General features: G+C 41.7%; 15 protein-coding genes. 8 read left to right on the top strand and 7 right to left on the bottom strand.

What is annotated here, in order from left to right; translation table 11 throughout:
• Positions 1 to 363 precede the first annotated feature (363 nt).
• A complete protein-coding gene (locus DXC10_RS05245) occupies positions 364 to 3,585 on the top strand; it encodes a SusC/RagA family TonB-linked outer membrane protein (protein ID WP_370448205.1) in 3,222 nt (1,073 codons plus the stop codon).
• Between the two features lie 26 nt (positions 3,586 to 3,611).
• Complete coding sequence (gene nanU / locus DXC10_RS05240; RefSeq protein WP_101544721.1) at positions 3,612 to 5,144, top strand: SusD family outer membrane lipoprotein NanU; 1,533 nt, start codon at positions 3,612 to 3,614, stop codon at positions 5,142 to 5,144.
• Positions 5,145 to 5,408: 264 nt separating this feature from the next.
• Here the strand turns inward: nanU and galB are convergent, their stop codons facing one another.
• From galB to DXC10_RS05210, 6 genes are all read right to left on the bottom strand, one after another.
• Positions 5,409 to 7,910, bottom strand: a complete 2,502-nt coding sequence (gene galB / locus DXC10_RS05235) for a beta-galactosidase GalB (protein ID WP_117737461.1) — start codon at positions 7,908 to 7,910, stop codon at positions 5,409 to 5,411.
• A 6-nt stretch (positions 7,911 to 7,916) separates the two neighbouring features.
• Positions 7,917 to 10,166 (bottom strand): GH92 family glycosyl hydrolase, encoded by a 2,250-nt coding sequence (locus DXC10_RS05230; RefSeq protein ID WP_117737544.1) that lies wholly within the window; start codon positions 10,164 to 10,166, stop codon positions 7,917 to 7,919.
• Between the two features lie 27 nt (positions 10,167 to 10,193).
• Positions 10,194 to 12,200, bottom strand: a complete 2,007-nt coding sequence (locus DXC10_RS05225) for a family 20 glycosylhydrolase (protein ID WP_233519884.1) — start codon at positions 12,198 to 12,200, stop codon at positions 10,194 to 10,196.
• An 87-nt stretch (positions 12,201 to 12,287) separates the two neighbouring features.
• Entirely contained in the window at positions 12,288 to 14,567 is a 2,280-nt protein-coding gene (locus tag DXC10_RS05220) for a GH92 family glycosyl hydrolase (protein WP_101544714.1), read from the bottom strand.
• 40 nt (positions 14,568 to 14,607) lie between these two features.
• Positions 14,608 to 16,932, bottom strand: coding sequence for a family 20 glycosylhydrolase (locus tag DXC10_RS05215; protein WP_117737459.1), 2,325 nt, complete (start codon positions 16,930 to 16,932; stop codon positions 14,608 to 14,610).
• Between the two features lie 24 nt (positions 16,933 to 16,956).
• Positions 16,957 to 19,521 carry a glycoside hydrolase family 2 protein gene (locus tag DXC10_RS05210; protein ID WP_101544709.1) on the bottom strand — a complete coding sequence of 855 codons (2,565 nt, stop codon included), beginning with the start codon at positions 19,519 to 19,521 and terminating at the stop codon, positions 16,957 to 16,959.
• 370 nt (positions 19,522 to 19,891) lie between these two features.
• On the opposite strand from DXC10_RS05210, the gene hpt reads away from it, so the two are divergent.
• The gene (gene hpt, locus DXC10_RS05205) at positions 19,892 to 20,431 is read left to right on the top strand and encodes a hypoxanthine phosphoribosyltransferase (protein WP_101544707.1); all 540 of its coding nucleotides are present in this window, start codon (positions 19,892 to 19,894) and stop codon (positions 20,429 to 20,431) included.
• A gap of 37 nt (positions 20,432 to 20,468) precedes the next feature.
• Complete coding sequence (locus DXC10_RS05200) at positions 20,469 to 21,041, top strand: adenylate kinase (RefSeq protein WP_101544704.1); 573 nt, start codon at positions 20,469 to 20,471, stop codon at positions 21,039 to 21,041.
• A 132-nt stretch (positions 21,042 to 21,173) separates the two neighbouring features.
• Here DXC10_RS05200 and DXC10_RS05195 read toward each other — a convergent pair whose 3' ends face one another.
• Positions 21,174 to 22,736, bottom strand: coding sequence for a sulfatase (locus DXC10_RS05195; protein ID WP_101544830.1), 1,563 nt, complete (start codon positions 22,734 to 22,736; stop codon positions 21,174 to 21,176).
• A 111-nt stretch (positions 22,737 to 22,847) separates the two neighbouring features.
• Between DXC10_RS05195 and obgE the strand changes: the two genes are divergently transcribed.
• From obgE to DXC10_RS05175, 4 genes are all read left to right on the top strand, one after another.
• Positions 22,848 to 24,029 carry a GTPase ObgE gene (obgE, locus tag DXC10_RS05190; protein WP_117737458.1) on the top strand — a complete coding sequence of 394 codons (1,182 nt, stop codon included), beginning with the start codon at positions 22,848 to 22,850 and terminating at the stop codon, positions 24,027 to 24,029.
• A complete protein-coding gene (gene pgeF / locus DXC10_RS05185) occupies positions 24,026 to 24,838 on the top strand; it encodes a peptidoglycan editing factor PgeF (protein ID WP_101544699.1) in 813 nt (270 codons plus the stop codon). The genes obgE and pgeF overlap by 4 nt, the downstream gene beginning before the upstream one ends.
• Before the next feature lie 13 nt (positions 24,839 to 24,851).
• On the top strand, positions 24,852 to 25,517 hold the full coding sequence (locus DXC10_RS05180; protein WP_117737457.1) for a B3/4 domain-containing protein: 666 nt from the start codon (positions 24,852 to 24,854) through the stop codon (positions 25,515 to 25,517).
• Between the two features lie 99 nt (positions 25,518 to 25,616).
• The gene (locus tag DXC10_RS05175) at positions 25,617 to 26,576 is read left to right on the top strand and encodes a PhoH family protein (protein ID WP_101544693.1); all 960 of its coding nucleotides are present in this window, start codon (positions 25,617 to 25,619) and stop codon (positions 26,574 to 26,576) included.
• The last annotated feature ends 1 nt before the right edge of the window (position 26,577 follow it).

The raw sequence follows: 26,577 nt of genomic DNA, 5'->3' as shown, positions 1-26,577 counted from the left end.
TTATTTTTTCCATTATTTCAATCTATAAAAATATTAATATGTTAAATATTAGAGGCAAACAGAGTTTTTTTAGTCGAAAAATTGTACAACATCATAATTAATATTACTTTTACGGCGGTAAAACCTTAAAATTGGTTTAAAAATCAACGAGGATCAATTAATAAACATATTAAATAAATACATAATTATTAATAAATAGATTACATATATAATTCTTTAATTATTTAAAACAACATAATATCTTATCTTATTCTTAACTATTAAAATTTAACCTTTATGTTCAAACACCTTAGATCATTCAGCGTGGTGTTGTTCCTCGGTTTTTTATTAGGAGGATTTACACACGCAGTGGCCACTCCAAGTATGGATGGTGTACAAGCCTCTCAACAGAGTGGTATTTGTAAGGGTATCGTAAAAGATGCCACAGGCGAAACCGTAATCGGTGCATCTGTGGTAGTAAAAGGAACGACCAATGGTACTATTACCGGACTGGACGGTGACTTCTCAATTCCCGATGTTAAAAAGGGAGAAATTATTCAGGTTTCTTTCGTCGGTTACCAAACTATAGAAGTAAAATGGGACGGTCAACCTTTAAACATCCTTTTAAAAGAAGATTCCGAAATGCTGGAAGAAGTTGTAGTAGTAGGTTATGGAGTGAAACAAAAACGTTCTACAATGACCACTTCCATTTCCAAAGTAGACAATAAAGTATTGGAAAATGCAGCGGTAGCTAATGCGGCAACAGCATTGCAAGGTTCTGTCAGTGGTCTGCGCGTTACCAATACTTCCGGTTCACCAGGTAGTTCTCCTAGTATCGTACTCCGTGGTGGTGCCACCATCGAAGGTACACCGGGTTCTCCTCTGGTTGTTGTGGATGGAGTCATCCGCTCCTTAAACGATGTAAACGCATCCGATATCGAATCTATGCAAGTTCTGAAGGATGCAGCCTCAACAGCCATTTACGGTGCACGTGCAAACAATGGTGTTATCTTAATCACCACCAAGAAAGGTAAAGCCGGCCATACACAAGTTTCCTATAAATTTAAAGCCGGTATGAACTTCGCACGCTTCGGATACGAATATATGAATGCTGAAGAATATTTGACTTATGCCCGTATGGGAGCCAACTATTCAGGCCAATTGAGTAACACTCAACGTGGATATGGTCCGGAAAACGGAAACTTCAGCGTAAAGTGGCTGGAAGGCAATGAAGACCTTCTAAAACAAGGTTGGCAGCAGATGAAAGATCCTGTAAGTGGCAAAATGATAGCATTCAAGGACTATGGAACCCAGCTGAGAGATGCCGCTTACAAAAACCCATCATTTACCCAAGATCATTTCTTGAGTTTCAACGGTGGAAATGACAACGGTACTTTTTCCGCTTCTTTGGGATATTATTCTGAAGATGGTGTATTACGTGGAACCAAATATGAACGTTTCAGTGGTACATTAAACGGCAACTATAAGGTTCTGCCTATATTAAACATTAAAGGCGGCGTGAACTTCTCTACCGCAAAATCACCATTCATGTATTATGACGATGAATCGGATATGTTCGAACGTATGCAAAGTATCGAGCCTACCTGGAATCCGTTTAATGAAGACGGTACTCCGGCTTATGGTTACGGTAAACGTGACGGTAACCCACTCTACTGGTTAGACAGATTTATCAACAACAATAATACACGGCGTACTACACTGAACATCGGTGCAGATCTTGAAATCATAAAGAATAAATTATTCTTAAGAGAAAACAGCTCCGTATATTACAATGATTATACCAACGAAACGTTCAACAAGTCTTACCAAGATTTCTGGAACAATGACTCCAACGGAAAGACAAATAAAGAACGTTACGCTTCGACTAACTACGAACGTACTATCCAGCAGCAACATAGTGTCCAGTTAGAATATACCGACACTTACAAAGAAAAACATAACCTTTCCGTACTGGCTGGCGGCGAATATTTTCAATATGACTATTTACAAATGAAAGGTAGCGGAAAAGGTTCGGAATTCGATGACATCCCAACCCTGAACGTTACAAGTAAAGAAGGAAGAGACGCTTATTCAAATCGGACAGATTACCGTATCATGTCTTATTTCGGCCGTCTGACTTACGACTACGAACATCGCTATTTGTTTACCGCAGTAATGCGTTACGATGGTATTTCCAAACTTTCAGACAACCGTTGGGGTTTCTTCCCCGGTGTATCAGCCGGATGGAATATCCATGAAGAGGCTTTCTATAAAGACAGTAAACTGGCAGATATCGTTTCTACTATCAAACCTCGTGTTTCTTATGGTATCAACGGTAATGTCAACGGTATCGGTAACTACGATGTATACGGCGTCTATTCTTCTACCACTGCCTACAATGGCTCTGTAGGTATTCAAAATACAGGGGTCATCAACTCTAAGTTGAGATGGGAAAAGAGTAAATCTATCGAAGTCGGTTTGGATTTAGGATTTATGAACAACCGTTACAACTTGATTTTAGACTATTACAGCCGTACCACTTCCGACTTACTGACAGACCTCGACTTACCGGGTTATACAGGTTTCGGTAGTTTCAAAACCAACTTAGGTTCACTGCGCAACACCGGTTTTGAAGTAGAAGCCAACGTAAACCTCATCCGTAATCCCAAAGGTTTCAACTGGGATTTATCTTTCAACACTTCATACGTCAAGAACAAGATCATAAAACTACCATACAACGGAACTGAAAACAACCGTCAGGGAGGTTCTCAGATTTACGATCCCGCCCAGGGAAAAATCGTATGGGTAGGAGGTTATCAGGAAGGGCAACCTTTGGGAGACATCTACGCTTACAAGCAAGTAAAAATCTTACGTGATGAAGAAGAAGTAAAACGCCTGGCTGGTGACTACATTGACGAAATAGCACACCTATACGGTCCAAACAAAGCCGCAGAATATGCCGGTAAGGGCAATTGGAAACCCATCATGCCGGGTGATGTACTGTGGGACGATAAAGACGGTAACAAAACCATCAATTCATTAGACCGTGAAAAAATTGGCAATGTATATCCCAAATGGACCGGTGGTTTCTCTACTACCCTCTCATACAAGAACGTATCCTTATACGCACGTTTTGACTACGCCGTCGGACATACCATTTTCAATGAAGTGGCAGCACGTTCTTTGGGACAAGCCGTAGGTTTCAAGAATATCATCAAAGAAGGTTTGAAGACCTGGACCCCGGAAAATCCTGACACCGATTTGCCAAGATGCGATTATGCAGATTATGCCGACTACTCACACCGCAACATCTACCGCAGTAACGGTGGTGGCAGCCACGCTCTCCAGAACAACAGTTCCCGTTTCTACGAAAAAGGAGACTATCTGGCATGCCGCGAATTGACATTAAGCTGGAAGTTACCACTTGAATGGATCTCCAAAGCACACATGACCAATGCTTCCGTATACGTAACAGGACAGAACTTGTTCTACATCACCGGTTATTCCGGCATATCTCCCGAAGCTCCCTTACGCTGGCTGGGTGTTGACGGTGGTCGTTATCCCACTCCAAGAACCCTCCTGTTAGGCTTGTCCGTATCGTTCTAATAGACTTAATTAAAAAGAAATTGATTATGAAAAATAAAATAAAATCACTTGTAATTGTAGCTTGTTCACTCTTTGCATTGACCAGCTGCCTTGACACAGAACCGGTGAGTAGCCTTACTGACCAGAACATGTGGAAAAATGAAGGGCACTACTCTGCCTTTGTACGTGGCGTACACTCTCAATTAAGAAAAGATTTGCCAAACTTATTCACTTTGGGTGAATTACGCTGCGGGCACTATTCAGACGAACAATCTTTCAGTATAGAAAGTGTAACTTCACTATATTGCCTGAATATGCTGGATGAAGACAATCCGGGATTAGAAAACTATGCCGGTTTGTACACCAATATCAACCAGATCAATTTATTCATCAGCAAGGCACTCGACACTGATATATTATCTGCTAAAGAGCGTTCTTATTATTTAGGTGAAATGTATGGCCTGCGTGCCTTCTATTATTTCCATCTGCTCCGTTCCTGGGGTAATGTAATCTGGAACGAAGATCCTAGTACTGGGTTTGAAATTGGCAATCTTGCGCGTCCTGTAAATTCTGCTTCAGAAGTAATGACCAATATCAAAAAAGACATCCAATCATCTATCGATAACTTTGGTAACGATTATAACTTCCGCGAAAAGAAGAGCTATTGGTCCAAGGCCGCCACTTTAATGCTGAAAGCAGAAGTCTTCTTATGGTCGAGCCGTCAGATGGAAGGTGGTCAGGCAGATGCCCAAGAAGCCTTGAAAGCGCTGAACGACATCAAGACCAACTTACCGGACTTAGGCCTGATAGAAGACGGATATGCCAATGTCTTCGACTATGACAACAAGGCTAATAAAGAAATGATCTTCGTGATCCACCATGGAGAAAACGAATATGAATTATTCAACAGCAAATGGCGTGACGGATTTATGCCTGCAAATGAAGTAATCAAAAATCAATATGATATGGAAACAGGTACCAATTTCGATGCTTCCATTATTAACTTTGGCGGTCGTATATTTTATCCGCTGAAACCGCAAGTTTATAATGATTTTGATGCAATGGACACCCGTCGCGATGTTACCGTCAAGGCAGTTTATTCAACCGAAACAGACCATGCCTATAAAGGCTGTTTCCCCTACAAATACCAAGGGTTAAATCCTAAAGGCACTACCACGCGTTACATGGGAGATGACTTCCCCATCTACCGTTATGCAGACCTGCTTCTGCTTACCGCAGAAGCCAAATCATTGACCAACGGTGACCCGACCAGTGAAATTAACGACATCCGGAAACGTGCATATGCAGATAATTATGATGAAGCCACTATCGGTTATCCTAACTATCCAGGTGACAATGATGGCATTGACGAAGTACTGTTGAGAGAGAGATACAAAGAATTTCTATTTGAAGGCAAACGCTGGTATGATTTACGTCGTTTCGGAAACGAATATGTATTTAAATATACTACCGCAGATCCTCAACATCCCAAACGCTTGTTGTGGCCGATAGACAAAATAACATTGACCAATAACTCCGCTCTACATCAGACAGACGGATACAAGACAGTCTACCAGTAAGGACTTTCATTGACAAGTTCCTCTCACAGCTGACAATCTCAAACGCTTTAGGTAAAGAAGACTTTATCTAAAGCGTTTTTCTTTTCAGACATAAGCACTACACTCCGTTTCGTTGTAAGGAACAGCAGTTTCCATTAGTGGAAACGAGCGTTCCCATTAAAGGGAACTGTCGTTTCTTTAGAGAGAAACCGTCGTTCCCATGAAGGGAAACTATAGTTCCCTATAAGCGGAAACGAACGTTTCTATAAAAGCTGAATCTGAGAGTTATTTACTTTCCAACCTCAATACACCTTTTCCAAGACCTTTACCGGTCGCTTCGAGCACAATTGTACCCGGTTTCTCGGTAGAAGCCACGATAGCAGTCATCATACCACTGAAAACTTTCATCTTCGGAGTCTGGAATGCTTCGAGCGAAGCAGGATTGCCATTGGCTCCGGCACGATAAGTTCCGGTACCTTTCACCTTAAAGCTGATTTCATTCTCTGCCAGCGGACAAAGGTTTCCATCTTTATCAACAACCTTAACCGTAACAAAAGACAAGTCTTTGCCGTCAGCTTTAATCTCACTGCGATCAGGAATTAACTCGATGTGATGCGGACGTCCGGCGGTATGTATCTCCTTTTCTGCGACAGCTTTACCGTTTTTATCGTATGCTACTACTTTCACCGTGCCCGGCTCATATTTCGTATCCATCCACATCAGGCGGTAACGTTGTTGACGCTTAAAGTGAGCCACAGAAGTGGAGTCGGCACTGTTATCGATCGTGACAGACAAGTCTTTGGTACGTTTGCCCTGGCTCTTACCGTTAATAAACAGTTCGGCAGACGGATAGTTGGTATATACAAAAACCGGAGTCACTTCACCTTCACGTCCCTCCCAGTTCCAATGCGGAAGAATGTGCAACGTCTCTTCGTTCTTATTCCAATGGCTGCGATAGAGGTAATAGCGGTCTTTTGGCAGCCCCGCAAGGTCAATGATACCGAATAGAGACGAATGGCTGGGCCAGTCGGTATAGTAAGGAGTAGGTTCTCCCAAATAATCAAAACCCGTCCACACAAACTCACCGATACAGTAAGGCAAATCCTCATGTTGGATAAAATCATCCTCCGGAAGATTGGACCAGCCGCAATGTTCCACATCATACGAAGAAGACTGGTGGTCGGGATACTTCTGCATGGAGCGTCGTTCTACCGGGAATTTATAAACTCCGCGAGAACTGACAGTAGAAGCCGTTTCACTGCCCAGAATAATCTGTTGGGGTAATTTTTTATAATTCTCCTGATATTTATGCGGACGGTAATTAAATCCCGCAACATCCATCACGGCAGCCATATTGTTGTTCACAACGGCATCAGGAGCATCCATACCCTGAGTAACCGGACGAGTGGGGTCTTCACGATGGCAAATGTCCTGTAAGAGGCGAGAGAGTTTCGGTCCACGATTACCATTCCATTGGTCGGGTACTTCATTACCGATGCACCACATCACGACACTCGGGTTGTTGCGATACTGATGGATCAAGTTCGTTAAATCCTTTTCTACCCATTCGTCAAAGAATTTATGATAACCATTTTGTACTTTTGCGGCTTTCCATTCATCAAAAGACTCCGCCATCACCATCATCCCCATCTCATCACAGGCACGGATCAGTTCGGGAGCAGGCATATTATGGGAAGTACGAATAGCGTTACATCCCATATCCTTCAAGATACGTATCTGACGGCGGATACCGGCTTCATTGGCTATTCCCCCCAAAGGACCGAGATCGTGATGATTGCATACCCCCTTAAAAACAGTCCGTTCTCCATTCAGATAGAAACCTTTATTGGGAATGATTTCAATGGAACGAATACCAAAAGGAGTGGTATATTCGTCTTTCAGTGTATTACCTTCATAGATTTTTGTCACAGCAGCATATAAAACCGGAGTGTCAGGTGACCAAAGCATCGGCATAGTCACCACAAAGTCTTGGCTAAAGGTATTCCCATCAAATTTTGTTCCTTGCATTTCATTGGTAGAGATCACTTTACCGTTACGATCCTTCAGTTCGGTAACAACGCGATAATCGGTAAACGACTTACCGGCAGGTACTGACAGATTAGTTTTGAGGTTAACCTTCGCATACTCCTTCCTCACAACAGGAGTGGTCAGTTGTGTACCCCACGTAGGGATATGGGCATCTTCATTGACTACGAGATGCACATTCCGGTAAAGTCCGGCACCGGGATACCAACGTGATGACTTGTTTTTGTTTTCCAGACGAACAGCCAGGGTATTTGTTTCACCTGCTTTCAGATAGGAAGTAGCATCCACATAGAAAGAATTATAGCCATACGGCCAAAATCCGGCTTCCCGACCATTGATGTAGACACGGGCATGACTCATGGCTCCATCAAAAACAAGAGTTGCCTCTTTACCGTGTGCAAAGGCAGGAGCGTCAAAGTTCAGACGATACCACCCTACCCCTACAAAAGGTAAGCCACCGGTACGTCCGGCATGTTCCATCGCTTCCTTTTGCCCATCCTGGCTGATAGCGACATTCTGTTTATCGTTGTTTATACTGAAAGGACCATAGATAGCCCAGTCGTGAGGTACAACGACCGATTGCCATTCAGCATCATTATAAACCTCCCGGCTGAATTCCGGGTTATCATCGCGAGTGAATTTCCAGCCTTTTTCAAAGGTTTGCTCTGTACGTACCTGCGCATTGGCTATGAATGACAAAGCCAAAAAGAAGGTTGTCAAAATCTTAATTCTTCTTCTCATGATATACTATCGGGTTAATATAAATTCAATATCTCCGGCATGTATCAATTCATCGTGCATAATACGAAAACCGGTATGCCGTTTACCATTCAGCTTCACCTCTTTTATATATCCGGCATCCGCAACCGGACGAACAGTGCGAATAACCAATTGTTTTTCTTTATAATAGCGAGGATCGAGTTGAATGGTTATTTTATCGAATGTCGGAACAGTAAGCGTATATTCGGGTATACCGGGACAATCGGGATAAAATCCCATCATACTGAAAATAGCCCAGGCAGACATCGTACCTGTGTCATCATTTCCCGGAATGCCATTCGGCCGAGAAGTAAAGTAGCGTGCCAATAAATCTTTTACCTGCTTCTGTGTACGCCATTCCTCCCCACGGAAATAGCTGAAAAGATACGGGTAAGCAATGTCCGGTTCATTCGCCGGATCATACAGTCCCTCATCAAAAATCTTCTGCAGCTTATTCACAAAGTTCTTTTTTCCTCCCATCAAGTGAGTAAGTCCGACAATATCATGAGGTACATAGAAAGTATAGTTCCAGGCATTACCTTCGTGGAAACCGGGACTCGGCGCAAAGTTAGCCCCTTCCATCGGATTAAAAGGAGAATAGAACGTACCATCGGGCAACAAAGGACGTAAGGTTCCGAATTCCTTACTATAATAATGGCGATATCCCAACGAACGATCATAGAAAAGGCGTGCATCCTCCTTTTTGCCCAAGGCCAAAGCTAAGCGGGATAACGCATAATCAGCAATATAATACTCCAACGCATGAGACACCGAGTTATCATATTGCTCACGCAAAGGAATATAACCCAATGAGAAATAATCGTCCGCATCGGGACGCATCAGGTTATCTTTTCCAGGAGTCGTAGCCGATTTATACATGGCTTCGTATGCCGTCTCCACATCAAAGTCACGCAATCCTTTCATCCATGTATCCACAATCACCGGGATAGAAGGGTCACCTTCCATCGTTAATGTCTCGCGTCCATAAAGTTCCCATTTAGGCAACCATCCATGTTCGTGGTACATATCAATCATAGTACGAACCATATCCAACTGACGATCGGGGAACACAAGCGTCATCAACTGATGTACATTGCGATAAGTATCCCAAAGAGAGAAAACCGTATAACGGTTTCCTTTGACTGTACGTATCTCGTTACTTTCCATTGCAGGATATTGTCCGTTGATGTCTTGCAGGATATTGGGATGAATCAGGAAATGATACATGGACGTATAGAACACACGACGTTGTTCTTCCGTTCCACCTTCTACAAGAATACGGTTCAAGTCCTTATTCCATGCTTGACGGGCGGCAGTATGTATCTGTTCAAAGTTTCTTCCCTCCTGCTCTACTTCCAGATTTTGACGGGCATTGGCAATACTCACGAAAGATACCCCCATACTGACTTCTATCACTTCTCCTTCCGTGGTATCGAAAGTGAACCAAGTACCGATATCATCCCCACTCATTTCTTTGGTATATGAAGTATAAATCTTACGTTTACCAGAAGTAAAATCCCATTGTGCCTCAACTGTCATGGGACGCATTTGTTTCCAATAGCCACGTGTTTTCGGGGATTTGTCGATACGCATCACAAAATAGACGGGAAAAACCGCATTGGGATTATAACAGAAAGACCCCAACAACTTGCTGCCTTCTATCTCCCGATCGTTTACAAAACGAACCGTGGCACCCGTTTCGTTCGTTAATCCCTCGCCCAAGTTCAAGAGAATATTCCCTTGTCCGGCAGGAAAGATGAAACGTGCACGACCTGTGCGAGGGGTAGCCGTCACCTCCGTTTTAATGCCATACTTAGTGAGATAATTGGAATAATATCCCGGAGAAGCCTGCTCATCTTTATAACCGCTACCATATTGGAGATAATCAACATTCAAAGCACCGGCAGTGGGCATCAGTAATAAAGAACCTAATTCCGGACATCCCACACCACTCAGGTTGACATGGGAATATCCCGTAAAATATGTATTCTTATATTCGTAGGGAGTAGACCACCATCGGCTATCCTTATCAATATTCCCATCGACAGTTCCCATCACATTGAAAGGAACTACAGACATCATACCTTGCGGACAAACTGCTCCAGGATTTGTAGTCCCATAATTAGTAGTTCCCACAAAAGGGTTTACATAATCCACAGGCGATGTAGCAGAACCTTGAGCCCCGACGGAAACAACGGGGAATACAAGAAATACCCAATATAAAAATCGTTTTTTCATACTCATCTGCATAAATCCTCTTTCTTTTTATTTTATAATAATTTCATCTGTGAAAACCCAACCACCGAAGTTTTTATCAGCATGGGCCCGAAAACGTACGTATCGTGCACGGGCATCTCCTTTCCAGCCCAAATTCTTAAAGGTGAAAACTTCCGACTTCGAGCTTTCATGGACAAAATGCGTCAGTTCACTGAAGTTCATGCCATCGGAAGAAACGGAAATAATAATTTCGCCCGGTAAGAAGACTTCAGGTCCCACTACCTGAATAAAATCCGCACTGACGGAATGAATTTCCATTTCGGTTTCAAGGTCTATGGTTACATCCAGACGATCGCGCGAGATAAACCCCTGCCACGCTCCGTCAGAATATGTCCAACTTCCCCGTTTTCCATCAGTAAGGGTTTTGTCTCCCTGCGCAGAATAGGACTGGTTATAAGGGACATTGTATTTCACGGGTTTACCTAAAGCCAAATGGTCGACCGGTTGTAAAGTCTCCGGACGATCACCGATTTCATCTTTCAAGGAGAACGTATGATATCCTTGTGATTGAAGCCAATCCACTTCTTTCAGAGCACGGCAGTGGAAATCGGTATACGATTTGTGGGCAGGATTGCTCCATCCTACTTCAGCCAAAGCTAGCATGCGCGGATAAATCATATACTCACAATGTTCATCGGTCTGAATGTATTCAGACCAAAGATTAGCCTGTACACCATAAATGAGTTCAGCTTCCTCGTCTGTCAAGGCTCCGGGCAACGGGTTATAGGAATAAATTTTCGACAGGGGCAGATATCCGCCAATAGCTTCGGGTTGCGAATAGGGAGCATCTTGATACTGATCGATATAACAATAAGCTCCAGGAGTCATAATGGCACGATGTCCGGCTTTTACGGCTTCAATACCACCTTCTTCTCCCCGCCATGACATCACGGTGGCATTAGGCGCCAAACCACCTTCCATGATTTCGTCCCATCCCAGCAGTTTACGACCATGTTTATTCAGGAACACTTCAATGCGGTGAATAAGATAACTTTGCAACTCATCCACATTTTTAAGTCCTTCGTCCTGCATGCGCTTACCGCACCTGGAACAAGTTTTCCAGGCAGCTTTGCCCGCTTCATCACCGCCTACATGAATATATTCCGAGGGGAAAAGTTCCATCACTTCGGTCAACACATCTTCAAGAAAGGAGAAAGTCTTCTCATTACCCACACAGAAGTCAGCACTTTTATAAGGCTCGCCCGAACAAGAGAGTTCAGGATATGCCGCAAGAACTTCTTCTGAATGTGCCGGCATTTCTATCTCCGGAATAACCGTGATGTAACGTTCGGCGGCATATTGTACTAATTCACGGATATCATCCTGAGTATAATATCCACCTTGGGCACGAGGGTCGGACTCTTCACAGTATTTGCGTCCATCCTTGGCAAGCCACCATTTTTTCCAATTAGCTTCCGGCCGCCAGGCAGCAAATCCGGTAAGACGCGGATATTTTTTGATCTCAATTCTCCATCCCGCAGCATCCGTCAAGTGCAAGTGCAGACGGTTCAGTTTGTAGCGCGCCAAGACATCTATCTGTTTCTTAACAAAATCTTTACTACGGAAATGGCGGGAAACATCGAGCATCAGTCCCCGGTAATCAAACTGCGGAGCATCTTCCACCTCGATAGAAGTTACTTTCCAGCTTGCATCACCGGCAGGTTCGGTCAATTGCAGCAATGTCTGTAATCCGTAGAATAATCCGGCATCACTAACAGAACGGATAAGAATCTGTTCAGGAGTGACTTGCAACGTATAACCTTCGGAAACAGGAATAACATTCCCAGTTTTTTGCAGGATTATCACATTCTTACGTGTAGTTTTCTTTCCTTTAAATTCTTTACAGAATGAAACAGGAAATGTAGACAGATAAGCAGCCAGTTTTTTTTTCTCCTCTCCTTTCAGATTTGTATATAATTGGGTTTCTTTAGAGATACAGAAAGTTCCGTTTCTCTGCTTCACTTTCAGCGGTACAGGAATGATGGATTGTGCCATTGCAATGCCGCCACCCAACCAGAGGACGGCAAGCAATAATACACAAATTACGTAGTTGATTTTCAGCATATATTTCTGTTAACTGTATTATTTCGTCCCCCAACGGGTCGGTTTATCAGTCATCATCAGTTCCAATGTTCCTCCTTCCATTAATTGATCATGGGTGAAGAACGGCCTATCCAATGGCTGTCCGTTCAACGTAGCAGATTCAATGTACTTATTTTCCAACGCATTATTCTTAGCAACGATACGGAACATCTTTCCAGCGGGTAGTTTGATTGTCACGGTATTAAACAACGGTCGTCCGATAGAGTATTCGATACGTCCGGGACAAGGCTGATAAAATCCCATAGAGTTCATAATATACCATGCCGACATCTGTCCGCAATCTTCGTTTCCCGAAAGCCCGTTCGGATCATTAAAATACTGAGTACGCAATACGCTATCCACCAATGCCTGAGCTTTCCAAGGCTGCTCCACATAATTATACAGATGGATAATATGATGGCTCGGTTCGTTTCCGTGCGCATATTGTCCGATAAGTCCCGATATGTCTGCTGACACCAAACTACCTTCCAAAGAAGAATCTGCCGTAAACAAAGAATCGAGTTTACTGATAAATCCTTCACGTCCTCCCATTAATTCAACCAATCCGTCTATATCATGGGGTACGAACCAAGTCCATTGCCAGGCAGTACCTTCACAATAGTCATCTTCACGGTGATTACTGGAACGGGGATTAAAAGGAGTACGCCATTGTCCCTCAGAATTTTTTCCACGCATAAAACGAACTGTAGGATCAAAATAATGTTTATATGCCTTAGCCAGTTTTTGATAACGATGTTGTGTAACCGTATCACCCAAAGAACCGGCAAGCAGACTGATACACCAGTCATCGTATGCATACTCCAGCGCTTTGGCCACCGATTCATGTTCTTTATCACAAGGAATATAGCCCAATGTATTTTTATAATATTTGGATATTGGCATCAGAGCGTTCTTCTTCAAATAATTAGTAGTTGCAATCGGAGACAAGGTATCATACTCCGCACTACGAAGGCAAGCTTTAAGCGCCAGAACCGCATCAAAATCACGATTACCTTTCATATAGGCATCTACAATGACAGGGACAGCGTTATATCCGATCATTGTACCTGTATAGTTGCCCGCCAATTCCCACATCGGCAGTATACCTCCATCCTGATATTGTTGTAATAACGCATGGATGAAGCCTGTATTCAGTTCCGGGTCAATGATGGTCAGTAACGGATGCAAAGCACGGAATGTATCCCACAATGAAAAGATGGTGTACATCGGTTTACCTGTTTCAGCGGTATGGATTTCACGATCCAGCCCTCGATAACGTCCGTCAATGTCGGTAAAAAGATTAGGGGATATTCCGGTGTGGTACATAGCTGTATAAAATACGGTCTTCTGCTGCTCATCCGGCGTATCAATATCTATTTTGGAGAGATAGTTGTTCCATGCCTGCCGAGCATCGGCTTTTACTCTTTCAAAATCCCAACCGGGGATTTCAGTAAGGTTCTTTTGTGCTCCTTCCTTATCTACGGCAGAGAGGGCTATTTTTACCAATATCTGTTCATCCTTCGCCGTTGCAAAATGGAGTAATGCTTTCTTAATGGGTTGTATGTTCTTACCATCCAGTGACACTACAGAATCGGCCAATATCGTACAAGTAAAGGGTTTGGAAAATACGGCATAAAAATAGACATCATGCTTCCATGCCCATCCGTTAGTATTTTTATAACCGCAAAGAGTAGAATCATTCACGATTTCCAACTCCAATTTACGGTTCTTCTGTCCCTGTAAAGAATAGTCCAGATCGAGAATAAAACCAGACTCTGTACTTTCGGGGAACGTATAACGGTGAAAAGCCGTACGCTCGGTGGCAGTCAGTTCGGCCTTCACCTTATATGTATCGAGAAAAACAGAATAGTATCCTGGAGAAGCCGCTTCATTTTCATGCGAAAAACGGGAAGCGTATGCCAACGTCTGTGTATCCGGTGCCACATGTTCCGTCTTCTGTACTCCCACCGTAGGCATCAGCAGGATATCTCCATAATCTCCACATCCCGTACCACTGAGATGGGTATGAGAAAAACCATTAATAGTACTGTCAGCTGTATAGTAACCCGAACAGGCATCCCAACCATATATACGTGTATCAGGGCCGGGTTGTATCATCCCGTTAGGTACAATAGCTCCGGGAAATGTATGTCCATGCCCTCCCGTACCAATGAACGGATTGACGTATGCTGCATAATCTGTCTTTACGGTTGTTGTACCGCAACCTGCAAGGAGTATCAGCCAGACGGCTCCTTGCAGGTATTGAGCTTTCAATTTCATAAGTAGCACAATTTAATGAAGGACTAAGAATAAAGTTCCTTTAATCTATCGTAATTTCATCCACAAACAAGAAACCGGGAAACCCCTTACCACCATGCCAATCGGGAATAGATTTCTCTGAAGGAGCTATCACCCTTACATAACGTGCTTTTACCGGATCGAAAGCCAGCTTATGTTCATACAAACCATTACGGTCGGTTTCTTTCATAGCGGGATAGTCTTCGGAAGCAACTTTCGTAAAATTCTCGCCATCTTCTGAAATTTCTATAGTTACACCACGAGCATCAAAAATCCAATCACCTTTTTCTACACAAGCAGTGAAAGCTACGGTTGATATTTCTGTCGGTTCCAACAGATCGATAGTTACATCCATATCATTACGATAAAAAGCAATCCAACGACCAGTTTTATAATTACCGTTTCCTTTCAAACCGTCAGTTAAAGTAGTGACCCCATTAAATTCGTATTGTTTGTTTACCGGCTGATTAGCTTTAGTTGGTTTCGAGGTAGATTTACTGAAAAGAACTTTCTCCGTCAGCATACGGCTATTACCTATAGGACGAATGGAAAGCGCATTGAGAGTACAACTTTCCTTGATTACAAGAATACTGTCGGCTACGGGTGAAGCGACTGTCGGCTCCGTACCATCCAATGTATAGTAGATAGGTGCACCATCAATAGTATTCATTACAACATCGACGGTACCGATAGCAGAATTAGCTATAAAATTAGCTTTCACATCAAATATATGGGTAGCATAATTATATCCTTCTGCATCATATAATTTTATCAACTGTGGCAGACGTGAAAGAAAGTTTTCATAATTCTTCTTATCAGGATTGGTCCATTGAATTTCAGCAAGTGCGGCCCAACGAGGTAATGCCATATATTGCAAATGAGAGAAGGTCGGTATATACTCTGACCAGTGATTAGCCTGTACGCCCACAATATATTTCTGTTCTTCAGGAGTCAAAGAAGCCGGCATAGGCTCATAACTATATACACGTTCGATAGGCAAATATCCACCAATACCCAAGGGTTCGTTCTCTACATCTTTTGTCTGATAATAGTCGAAATAGAGATAAGTATTCGGAGTCATGATAACATCATGTTTCTGTTTGGCAGCCTCAATACCCCCTCTTTCACCACGCCACGACATTACTGTGGCATTCGGAGCCAGTCCACCTTCCAAGATCTCATCCCAACCGATGATTTGACGACCATGCTCATTTAAAAATTTCTCTGCGTGATTGATAACATAACTTTGCAGATATTCTTCCTTACTATGCTTGGCATCACCTTTAATACCCAGTTCCTTGATACGGGCTTGACACTTAGGGCAAGCCGCCCACTTCGTTTTCGGACATTCATCGCCCCCTACATGAATATACTCGGATGGGAACAGTTCCATCACTTCCGTCAAAACATCGTCTATAAAAGTCAGTACACTATCGTTACCGGCACAAAGCACATTATCCGATACCCCCCACTGTGTCCAGACTTCATACGGACCACCTGTACAACCCAAGTGTGGATATGCCGCCAAAGCAGCCTGCATGTGCCCTGGTAGGTCGATTTCTGGAATGACAGTAATATATCTGTCAGCAGCGTATGCAACAACCTCTTTAATTTGTTCCTGTGTATAGAAGCCGCCGTACGGTTTACCGTCATATTCACCAGAGTTACGCCCGATAACCGTTTCCTTACGTTTAGAACCCACCTCGGTCAACAACGGATATTTCTTTATTTCCAAGCGCCATCCCTGATCTTCTGTCAGATGCCAATGCAAACGATTCATATTATGCAAGGTCATCATATCAATGTAACTTTTTGCTTCATCAACAGTAAAGAAATGACGTCCTACATCAAAATGTACGCCACGATAATCAAAACGAGGATAATCGTTGATTTCAACAGCAGCCAATACAGGGTTACTGTTCATCACTACCGGAATAGATTTACGCAAAGTCTGGATACCGTAGAACACCCCGGCTTCACTTGCCCCTGAAATAGTAACTCCATCCGATGTAACCTTCAGTTGATAAGCCTCAGGCTTTTCGGCAGACAATCCGAGTTGCAGAAGGATATTTCCTTTTCCTTTCGTACCAGCTACTATCTTGTATTCGGCACCGGTTGCTTTCTTCAAATATTCGGCAAGATACTGAGCATTACGTTGCATTTTCTCATTTCCCCCGGGGTAAACAATCTCTGTCCCATTATTTAAGACAAACTCATCCCCCGACTCTGCTGTGATCTCCTGTGGAAGAGGAATTACCTGGTAATTAGCAGTTGTTTTTTCATTCGAACAGGAAACTAATATTCCCGTCATTGCCAGTAACCCGGCCAACTTGAATAGTTTTCTCATGATAATCATAAATATTTAAAGGTGTTAGTAAGTTTCACGTATATGTTTTATTGTAATCTCCGGTTTGTCTCCTTTCCTAATTTCCGGTGAAGTAATCGTGATCTTCTTTGTTTCGCCCGGTAACAGATCAAAAAAGTTGTCACTGAACCGTGCCCCCTGAATGGGTATCTGTACAAATACATCTTTAGCCAATTGACGAGTGTTCAATGTCACCTCACAACGGCCATCCAATGATTTCACTGTATATTTCACTGTAGTTTCAGGCAATTTCAGATCCTTGGTATGTCCGAAAAAGTGTACTCTTCGAGCCATCTCATGTCCGGATTTATCTTTCAATGTCAATAATAAGAAAGACTCTTTACGCCGATCTTCATTCCCCCATGTTTCTATAGTCTTACCAAATACCTTTTTCGAAACATTAGCGGGAACATCTACTGTGATCTGTTGCTTGCCTAACTTCTGTCCACTGAAATCAACCAATTGCATCGTAAGTGTCAGATCTGAAAGTTTTTCCAGTTTATCGGAGATCAAATAGACATTCAAATCGCCCTTTTCATGTACCACATTGATAAGCAAAGGCTCAAACGCCCGCTTTGCCTGATAATGCAATGCCTTCCAGTTGCCATAATAATCGATACCCGACCAAGAAACGACCGGCCAACTATCATTAAGTTGCCAATAGAGTGTTCCCATACAATAAGGGCGATTGCGACGATGCGCTTCCAAGCAATAACGCATACCCTGCCCTTGCAAGACAAGTCCTACATATACAAAATCCTCAAACTTCTGCGGAACAATGAAGTCACGTTCCATATAAGTATGTATCAGACTGTTTCCGATACTACTCTTCTGATGCGCATTCATTACCTCAGACTCTATTTCATAATCTTTCGGATTGGCAAACGTCGCGATTGTCTTCATTTCAGGGAAAGACTGAAAACCAAATTCACTCATAAATCGTCCCAATTCCGTATCGGATGACTCAAATGGCTTTTTGCCATACCATATTCCCCAATTATGGCTGTCACCAATATTCCATGATTCAGGTCGTCCCCAATTAGAAAAATAAGGAGAGGTATGTATGTAGAAACGATCATTATCCAGTTCATTTACTTTAGCGGGCAGTAATTCTCTGAACAACTTATTATAATCGCGATAGAACTGTTCGTATGTTTCTTTGGTATAACGGGACTGCCATCCCCAAAACTTCAATCCCTCTAGAATTTCATTATTACCGCACCACATGGCAAGACAGGCATGATTACGTAAACGCTTGATGTTATAATCAGCCTCTTGCGATACACGTTTCAGAAAAGTAGGATCGGCCGGATAGGTCGTACAACCGAACATAAAATCCTGCCACACCAAAACTCCATTCTCATCGGCAAAGTCATAGAAGCGATCATCCTCATAAGCACCTCCTCCCCAGACACGAACTACATTCATGTTCGCTTCTGTGATATCACGAAATAAAGTTTGATATCGTTCTGTAGTCATCGCAGGCAGTAAGGCATCATTCGGGATATAATCAGCTCCTTTGGCAAACATAGGGATACCGTTCACTTCAAAATAATAAGATTCTCCATATTCATCCTTTTCATTCACTAGACGCACTGTACGTAAACCAATACGATGATGCTTCCCGGCGATCACCTTTCCATCACAAATCACTTGTGCAAAAAAGTCATACAATACAGGCTCTCCCCAGCCATTCGGCATCCAGCGTACGGGTTTCTCTACCGTTATCGGCAAATTTATACTGTTTTTTCCGGGAAGTAAAGTCACAGACCGTTTTACCGTAGTGTTTTCTCCTCCTTTTAAAGAATAAGAAACCGTAATTTCCGCTATTTCCTGTTTTCCGGATATATTAGTTAGCTCCAAGTTATTAGAAAGTTCCGCTTTTTCATCCGTCAATGAAAGTTGCTTGACGTGATAATCATCAATCGTAGCTATATCATAGAATTTCAAAGTAACCGGACGCCAAATACCACTGGTCACCATTCGTATTCCCCAGTCCCATCCGTAACTATAAGGAGCCTTACGGGTAAACACACTCAGATGCTTATCAAAATGATCATTATCCGCCGGATAATCAAAGCCGTTGGATTTCCATTGAGGAAGCGTTTGTTTGATGGGAGAATGAAAAAGAATGTGTAATCTGTTTTCTCCTTCTCGCAACACTTCCTTTACAGGAACAGAATATCCCACAAACATATTATCGGACTTCAGCAACAATGAACCATTCAGAAAAACGTCAGCATACGTATCCAGTCCTTCAAAAATGATTTGTGCCGCTCCCCGAGAGAGCTGTTCGGAAGTTACTTGAAAGGTAGTTTTATATTCCCAGTCTTCACTTTCTACCCATTGAATTTTCTTTTCATTAGTACCATAGAAAGGATTGGGTAATAATTTATGACGCAACAAATCCTGATGTACCGTACCCGGTACAATCGCCGAACGCCAATTATCTGTTCCAAATTGCGCAAATGTCCACCCTTTATTTAAAGATACTATTTCCGAATTATCCTTTACTTGTCCGTAAAGGAGAGTTGAACAAGAGATAAGTCCACATAGGATTTCTTTTTTCATAGTCTATATTTTAAAGGAACAGGGACAAATATAAGCTATTTTCATGAATTAAAGACAATACACCTTTACATTTTACAAAAATATCAATATATACCACAGGGAATTCGTTCTTTTTTTATAAAAAACATAATTCAGAAAGAATTAAGAAGAAGTAGAGTTCCTCTTTTCACCTATATTTTGAATGCTGAAAAGAAAAGCCCACATCATGGATACCATCTTTCGAGAACGATATATTAACTTTGACCTGAATTATATTTAGTTATTTAAAAAGCTATACAGATACATAGAACCTAAGAAAGTATTTATACATTCTTTGGTGGATGATTGGAAAAATAGTATTTTTGCGCCAACTTTCTAAAACATCCCGCCTATGGATACCATACAAATAAAAGATAAGCTATTTACAGTCTCTATCAAAGAGCAGCAAATACTAAAAGAAGTGACCCGTGTCGCAAACGAAATAAATCGCGATTTAGCTGGGAAAAATCCTTTGTTTCTCAGTGTTTTGAACGGTTCGTTTATGTTTACTGCCGATTTATTGAAGAGAATTAATATCCCTTGCGAAATTTCATTTGTTAAATTAGCATCTTACCAAGGAGTATCCTCTACAGGGGTAATAAAAGAAGTTATCGGAATAAATGAAGATCTTACCGATCGTACGGTAGTCATTGTAGAGGACATTGTAGACACAGGACTTACCATGCAGCGTTTACTGGAGACACTCGGTACCCGAAATCCCAAAGAAATCCATATTGCTTCATTATTGGTAAAACCGGAAAAGCTAAAAGTAGACTTAAACATTGAATACGTTGCTATGAATATACCTAATGACTTTATCGTAGGCTACGGATTGGATTATGATGGCTTTGGACGTAACTACCCAGACATTTACACTGTTATCGAAGAATAAGTATCAAACAATAAATCATTAAATAAGAACTAAACAAATGTTGAACATTGTAATTTTTGGTGCTCCCGGTTCAGGAAAGGGGACACAAAGTGAAAAGATTGTAGAGAAATACGGTATCAATCACATTTCTACGGGTGATGTACTCCGTGCAGAGATAAAGAATGGAACAGAACTCGGTAAAACAGCAAAAGGTTACATTGACCAAGGTCAATTGTTACCGGATGAATTGATAATCGATATTCTAGCAAGTACTCTGGATAGCTTCAAAGAGAGTAAAGGTGTTATCTTTGATGGTTTTCCCCGTACCATCGCCCAAGCTGAAGCATTAAAAAAAATGCTTGCTGAACGTAATCAGAATGTTAATATTATGCTTGACCTTGACGTACCTGAAGACGAATTGATGACTCGTCTCATCAAACGTGGAAAAGAATCAGGCCGCGCTGACGACAATGAAGAAACCATCAAGAAACGTCTTACTGTTTATCACTCACAAACTGCCCCTCTGATTGATTGGTACAAGAATGAAAAACTTTATGCTCACATCAACGGTTTGGGAAATTTAGAAACTATTACAGCAGAAATCTGCAAAGCTATCGACGCAGTAAAATAAAAAACTGATAGAAAAGTACCATAACTCAATTACCATTTTCTTTAGGCACGAATTACACGCTAAACCACAGATCAATTTATATTTTTCTACGATAGTTTGTATAATCCGTGCCTAAATAATTTTATACTAGCTTCATAATTTAAATAAATCCTGCATTTCAGGATATCGATCATCTGTATCTCCCATTTCATTACGTAACCTATGCAGGTCTTTTTTCATCTGTTTAATGATAGGAGCATATTGTGGATCATCATAAAGATTATGATTTTCGTGCGGATCCTTTTCTAAATCATAAAAATCCCATGCAGGAGTAAATTCAAATTTTTCCGTATCGGTCATATCAAGATTACGACCATAATATAAAATAAGCTTATATCGATCTGAGCGAACGGCCATGTGTGCCGGACGAACAGCATGGTTAGTCCAATAACGATAATAGATTTCCTCACGCCAATCTGCTGGAGTCTCTCCTTGCAAATTACGGACAAAACTACGTCCTTGTACCCCCTCCATCTTCACTCCGGCAAAGTCGGCTAAGGTAGGTGCAAAGTCAATATTCAACACCAAGTCTTTCAATCGTTTACCAGCAGGAACAACTTTAGGATAGCGAATAACGAAAGGCATCCGGGCAGTTTCCTCATAGAACATACGTTTATCAAAGAAACCATGTTCGCCTAGAAAATATCCTTGGTCGGAAACATAAATAACAATGGTATTTTCAGCAATACCCATATCGTCAAGTGTTTGTAGTAGTTTACCTATATTGTCATCAATAGTAGCCCCACAACGCATATAGTCACGAATAAACTTTTGATAAATAGCCTTTCGAGCAACAGTTCGCTGCATACCTTCGGTATTGAAAGGTAAACCCGGATAACGGCACCACCACTTATCAGGATCTTTTGAAGCCATTTTCCAACGGTAGCCCAACTCTTCCAGAGTCTGCCCTACAAAAGATCGACCATTAGTTTCCGGTCCCCAATCCAACAAGTTCTCCGGTTCAGGAAAGGTAACTCCGTCATATAAATGTTCCATACGTACTGGATAATCGTAAGGTTCATGAGTTGCTTTAAAATGGCAACACATCAAAAAAGGCTTTTCACTTTTCTGTTTTTTTATCCAACTAATTGCCTTCTCTGTTACCAAGTCTGTAGAGAAACCGATGAGCCGTTCACCAAAGTTTCTATTTCCCGGCCAAGGATCAGTACTTTCAATAAAAGTCGGATCACGATATTCTCCCTGATCATAAAAAATGGAATAGTAATCAAAGCCCTGTGGTTGTGACTTGATATGCCATTTTCCCACTAATCCAGTTGCGTAGCCATTGTCGCGAAGTACAGTTGCCAAGGTAGGAATAGAGGTATCCAATGAATCAGCAAGTGTATAAAGTCCATTACGATGACTGTACAACCCCGTCAGGATACTGGCACGACTAGGAGAGGAAATAGAATTGGTACAAAAACAATTATCCAATACCACACCTTCAGCTGCCAGCCTACGAATATTAGAGTTTTGCACATATTGAGAAAGTATTCCATCATAAATTCCCCATGCCTGGGAGGTATGATCATCACTTAAAATAAACAATATATTAGGATGTTGTTCTTCCTCTTTCTGTAATTCTGTGGCATTTATTTCCTGCAAATGAGCTACTACACCAACTGCTATCCATCCGGTCAAAAATGTTCTATTCATATATATATGATTATTCATTTCGCATCAAAGTTAGTGAATAATCGCAAAAGTTTTGAGCGTATCAGGCAAAATCACTAATTTTGCATTCATTATCCTAAATATTAGAAGAATATGGCAGAATCAAATTTTGTTGATTACGTAAAAATATATTGTCGCTCTGGTAAGGGCGGAAGAGGTTCCACACACTTGAGACGTGAAAAATATTGTCCCAACGGCGGACCCGACGGAGGTGACGGAGGACGAGGAGGTCATATTATACTTCGGGGAAATCGTAACTATTGGACTCTGTTACATTTACGCTATGATCGCCACATCATGGCAGGTCATGGCGAGTCCGGATCTAAAAATCGCAGTTTCGGAAAAGACGGTGAAGACAAAGTAATAGAAGTGCCCTGTGGCACAGTAGTCTACAATGCTGAAACCGGTGAATATATATGTGACGTCACAGAACATGGGCAAGAAATTATTTTGTTGAAAGGAGGACGTGGTGGATTAGGAAATTGGCATTTTAAGACCCCTACCCGTCAAGCCCCTCGTTTCGCACAGCCAGGTGAACCGATGCAAGAAATGACTATTATCATGGAGCTAAAGTTACTGGCAGATGTTGGTTTGGTAGGTTTTCCCAATGCAGGAAAATCAACATTACTTTCCGCTGTATCATCTGCAAAACCCAAGATAGCCAATTATCCTTTCACAACAATGGAACCTAGTCTGGGAATCGTATCCCATCGCGATCAACAGTCGTTTGTGATGGCAGACATCCCAGGTATTATAGAAGGAGCCAGCGAAGGTCGTGGATTGGGGTTACGTTTCCTACGTCATATCGAACGCAATTCCCTGTTATTATTTATGGTACCTGCCGACAGCGATGACATCCGCCGGGAATACGAGATTCTGTTAAACGAGCTAAAGAGTTTCAATCCCGAAATGCTTGACAAACAACGCGTACTTGCTATTACCAAATGCGATATGTTGGATCAGGAGCTGATAGATGAAATAGAGCCTACTCTGCCTAAAGGAGTTCCACACGTGTTTATCTCAGCCATTTCGGGTATGGGTATCACGATATTAAAAGATATTCTTTGGGAAGAGCTGAATAGTGAAAGCAATAAGATAGAAGGTAAAGTAGAAAGTATTGCTCATCGTGCCAAAGACATGAGACATCTTCAACAGGAACTTGCAGAGGAAGGAGAAGATGAGGATCTCAGTTATGAGAGTATTGATACGGATGAAGATATTGAAGATTTGAAAGACTTTGAATACGAAGAGGAGTGGGAGGAAAACGAAAAATGATTTCTCTCACAAAGGATAGAAAAATGTTGGGATATGAAATACTTACTCCATATTCCGGCATTTCTTGTTTTGTAACTACTCGTTGGGGTGGATGCAGTGAAGGAAATTATGCTACTTTTAACTGTACCCCCTATACAGGAGATGATACAGAATGCGTCAAACAAAATCAGGATATATTATGTTCCTCACTTCCCCAACGCCCTAAAGAATTGATTATCCCTTTTCAAACACACGGTGTACAGTCGCAAGTTATCGATAAGAAATTCCTACAAGCCAGTGAAAGGGAACGTCATATCCTACTGCAAGACATCGATGCACTGATCACTCGTGAACCGGGCTGTTGTATCTGTATTTCTACAGCAGACTGTATTCCTATATTACTCTATGATACAGAACATCAAGTAGTAGCCGCCGTACATGCCGGATGGAGAGGAACAGTAAATTATATTTTGGGGCATGTACTTGAAAAAATGCAAGTACTCTATAAAACAGATAGTAAAAAGATCATTGCCTGTATAGGTCCCGGCATTTCTCTACAAGCTTTTGAAGTGGGTTACGAGGTATACGAAACATTCCGTAAAAATGGTTTTTCCATGGAATATATTTCAGAATGGAGACCTGAAACACATAAATATCACATAGACTTATCGGCAGCCAATCGACTTCAGCTATTAGATTTCGGTGTGCCTTCCGTACAAATTGAAACGGCAGATATCTGTACTTATACAGAATACAAAGAGTTTTTCTCGGCACGAAGATTGGGTATACATTCCGGACGTATCTTGTCGGGTATCATGATAAAAGAATAAAAAGGGAAAAATTATGTATAATATTAAAATATCAGAAGAAATAAAGAAAATTTGTCCTGGTTTCAAAGGAGTAGCTGTCTATGCAGAAGTTATCAATACAACGTTCAGTAAAGGACTGTGGGAAGAAATTGATGAATTTACTCAAGAACTGACTTCTACCACTCAGACTGATGATATCAAACTACAGTATGCTATTGCTGCCACCCGTGAAGCCTATAAACTTTGCGGGAAAGACCCTAGCCGTTATCGTCCTTCTGCCGAGGCGTTACGCCGACGTCTGATGAAGGGAATTGCTCTTTATCAAATTGACACACTTGTAGATCTCATCAACCTTGTATCTCTACGTACCGGTTACTCTATCGGTGGATTTGATGCAGATAAAATACAAGGGAATGACCTCAAACTTGGTATAGGTCGTGCAGAAGAACCTTTCGAAGGTATCGGACGTGGAGTACTGAACATTGAGGGACTACCCGTTTACCGTGACAACGTCGGAGGTATCGGTACACCCACTAGTGACAACGAACGTACAAAAATGGAACTGGAAACACGACACATTCTTGCTATTGTAAACGGATACAGTGGAGAAAACGGATTGAAAGAAGCTGCTGAAATGATACAGGAGTTATTAAGAAAATATGCATCTTCAGATGGAGGTGTTATTCAGTACTTTGAATAACAGAAAAAATAACATGAGTAACAGCTTAAGTATCCAAACGTTTCATTACATTTGCAAAACGTTTCACCTAAAAAACGAATTGAACTTTAAAGCATATCAATGATAGAAAAACTGATTGTTCTTGAGGATATCGACCCGGTTATCTTTTATGGCGTAAACAACGCTAATATGCAATTGATTAAAGCCTTGTATCCCAAACTCCGCATTGTTGCCCGAGGTAACGTTATTAAAGTGTTGGGAGACGAAGAGGAAATGTGTGCATTCGAAGAGAATATCATTAAACTGGAAAAATATTGCGCCGAATATAATTCACTAAAAGAGGAAGTAATTATAGATATTATCAAAGGCAATGCACCGCAGGCTGAAAAATCCGGTAATGTTATAGTTTTCAGTGTAACCGGAAAACCTATTATCCCTCGTAGCGAAAACCAGTTGAAACTGGTAGAGGGATTTGCAAAGAACGATATGTTATTTGCCATTGGTCCCGCCGGATCAGGTAAAACTTATACCGCCATCGCACTTGCGGTCCGGGCACTGAAAAATAAAGAAATTAAGAAAATCATTCTTAGCCGCCCAGCAGTAGAAGCCGGAGAGAAACTCGGTTTCTTACCTGGTGATATGAAAGACAAGATAGATCCATACCTACAACCTCTCTATGATGCCTTGCAAGATATGATACCTGCTGCAAAACTGAAAGAATACATGGAACTGAACATTATCCAGATCGCACCTCTCGCTTTTATGCGTGGACGAACATTGAATGATGCCGTTGTTATTCTGGATGAAGCACAGAATACTACTACCCAACAAATCAAAATGTTCCTCACCCGTATGGGCATGAATACCAAAATGATTGTAACGGGAGATATGACGCAGATTGATTTACCACAATCGCAAACATCCGGATTAATACAAGCCTTAAAGATTTTAAAGGGAGTAAAAGGTATCAGTTTCATCGAATTGAACAAAAAAGATATTGTAAGACATAAACTTGTTACTCAGATTGTAGAAGCTTACGAACGCTTTGATAAGGAAACGAAAGCCGAACGAGAAAAATAAA

The sequence above is a fragment of the Bacteroides sp. OM08-11 genome (assembly GCF_003438665.1).
Classification (GTDB): domain Bacteria; phylum Bacteroidota; class Bacteroidia; order Bacteroidales; family Bacteroidaceae; genus Bacteroides; species Bacteroides cutis.
The sequence above is the reverse complement of the archived record's forward strand: the minus strand, read 5'-3'. Positions and strand labels throughout refer to the sequence as shown.

Coding starts and splice junctions, on each gene's coding strand:
- DXC10_RS05210 (WP_101544709.1), bottom strand. CDS start 19,521: ATGAAAAAAGAAATCCTATGTGGACTTATCTCTTGTTCAACTCTCCTT.
- galB (WP_117737461.1), bottom strand. CDS start 7,910: ATGAGAAGAAGAATTAAGATTTTGACAACCTTCTTTTTGGCTTTGTCA.
- hpt (WP_101544707.1), top strand. CDS start 19,892: ATGGATACCATACAAATAAAAGATAAGCTATTTACAGTCTCTATCAAA.
- DXC10_RS05245 (WP_370448205.1), top strand. CDS start 364: ATGGATGGTGTACAAGCCTCTCAACAGAGTGGTATTTGTAAGGGTATC.
- DXC10_RS05225 (WP_233519884.1), bottom strand. CDS start 12,200: ATGGCACAATCCATCATTCCTGTACCGCTGAAAGTGAAGCAGAGAAAC.
- DXC10_RS05200 (WP_101544704.1), top strand. CDS start 20,469: ATGTTGAACATTGTAATTTTTGGTGCTCCCGGTTCAGGAAAGGGGACA.
- DXC10_RS05180 (WP_117737457.1), top strand. CDS start 24,852: ATGTATAATATTAAAATATCAGAAGAAATAAAGAAAATTTGTCCTGGT.
- DXC10_RS05195 (WP_101544830.1), bottom strand. CDS start 22,736: ATGAATAGAACATTTTTGACCGGATGGATAGCAGTTGGTGTAGTAGCT.
- DXC10_RS05215 (WP_117737459.1), bottom strand. CDS start 16,932: ATGAGAAAACTATTCAAGTTGGCCGGGTTACTGGCAATGACGGGAATA.
- obgE (WP_117737458.1), top strand. CDS start 22,848: ATGGCAGAATCAAATTTTGTTGATTACGTAAAAATATATTGTCGCTCT.
- DXC10_RS05220 (WP_101544714.1), bottom strand. CDS start 14,567: ATGAAATTGAAAGCTCAATACCTGCAAGGAGCCGTCTGGCTGATACTC.
- DXC10_RS05230 (WP_117737544.1), bottom strand. CDS start 10,166: ATGAAAAAACGATTTTTATATTGGGTATTTCTTGTATTCCCCGTTGTT.
- nanU (WP_101544721.1), top strand. CDS start 3,612: ATGAAAAATAAAATAAAATCACTTGTAATTGTAGCTTGTTCACTCTTT.
- DXC10_RS05175 (WP_101544693.1), top strand. CDS start 25,617: ATGATAGAAAAACTGATTGTTCTTGAGGATATCGACCCGGTTATCTTT.
- pgeF (WP_101544699.1), top strand. CDS start 24,026: ATGATTTCTCTCACAAAGGATAGAAAAATGTTGGGATATGAAATACTT.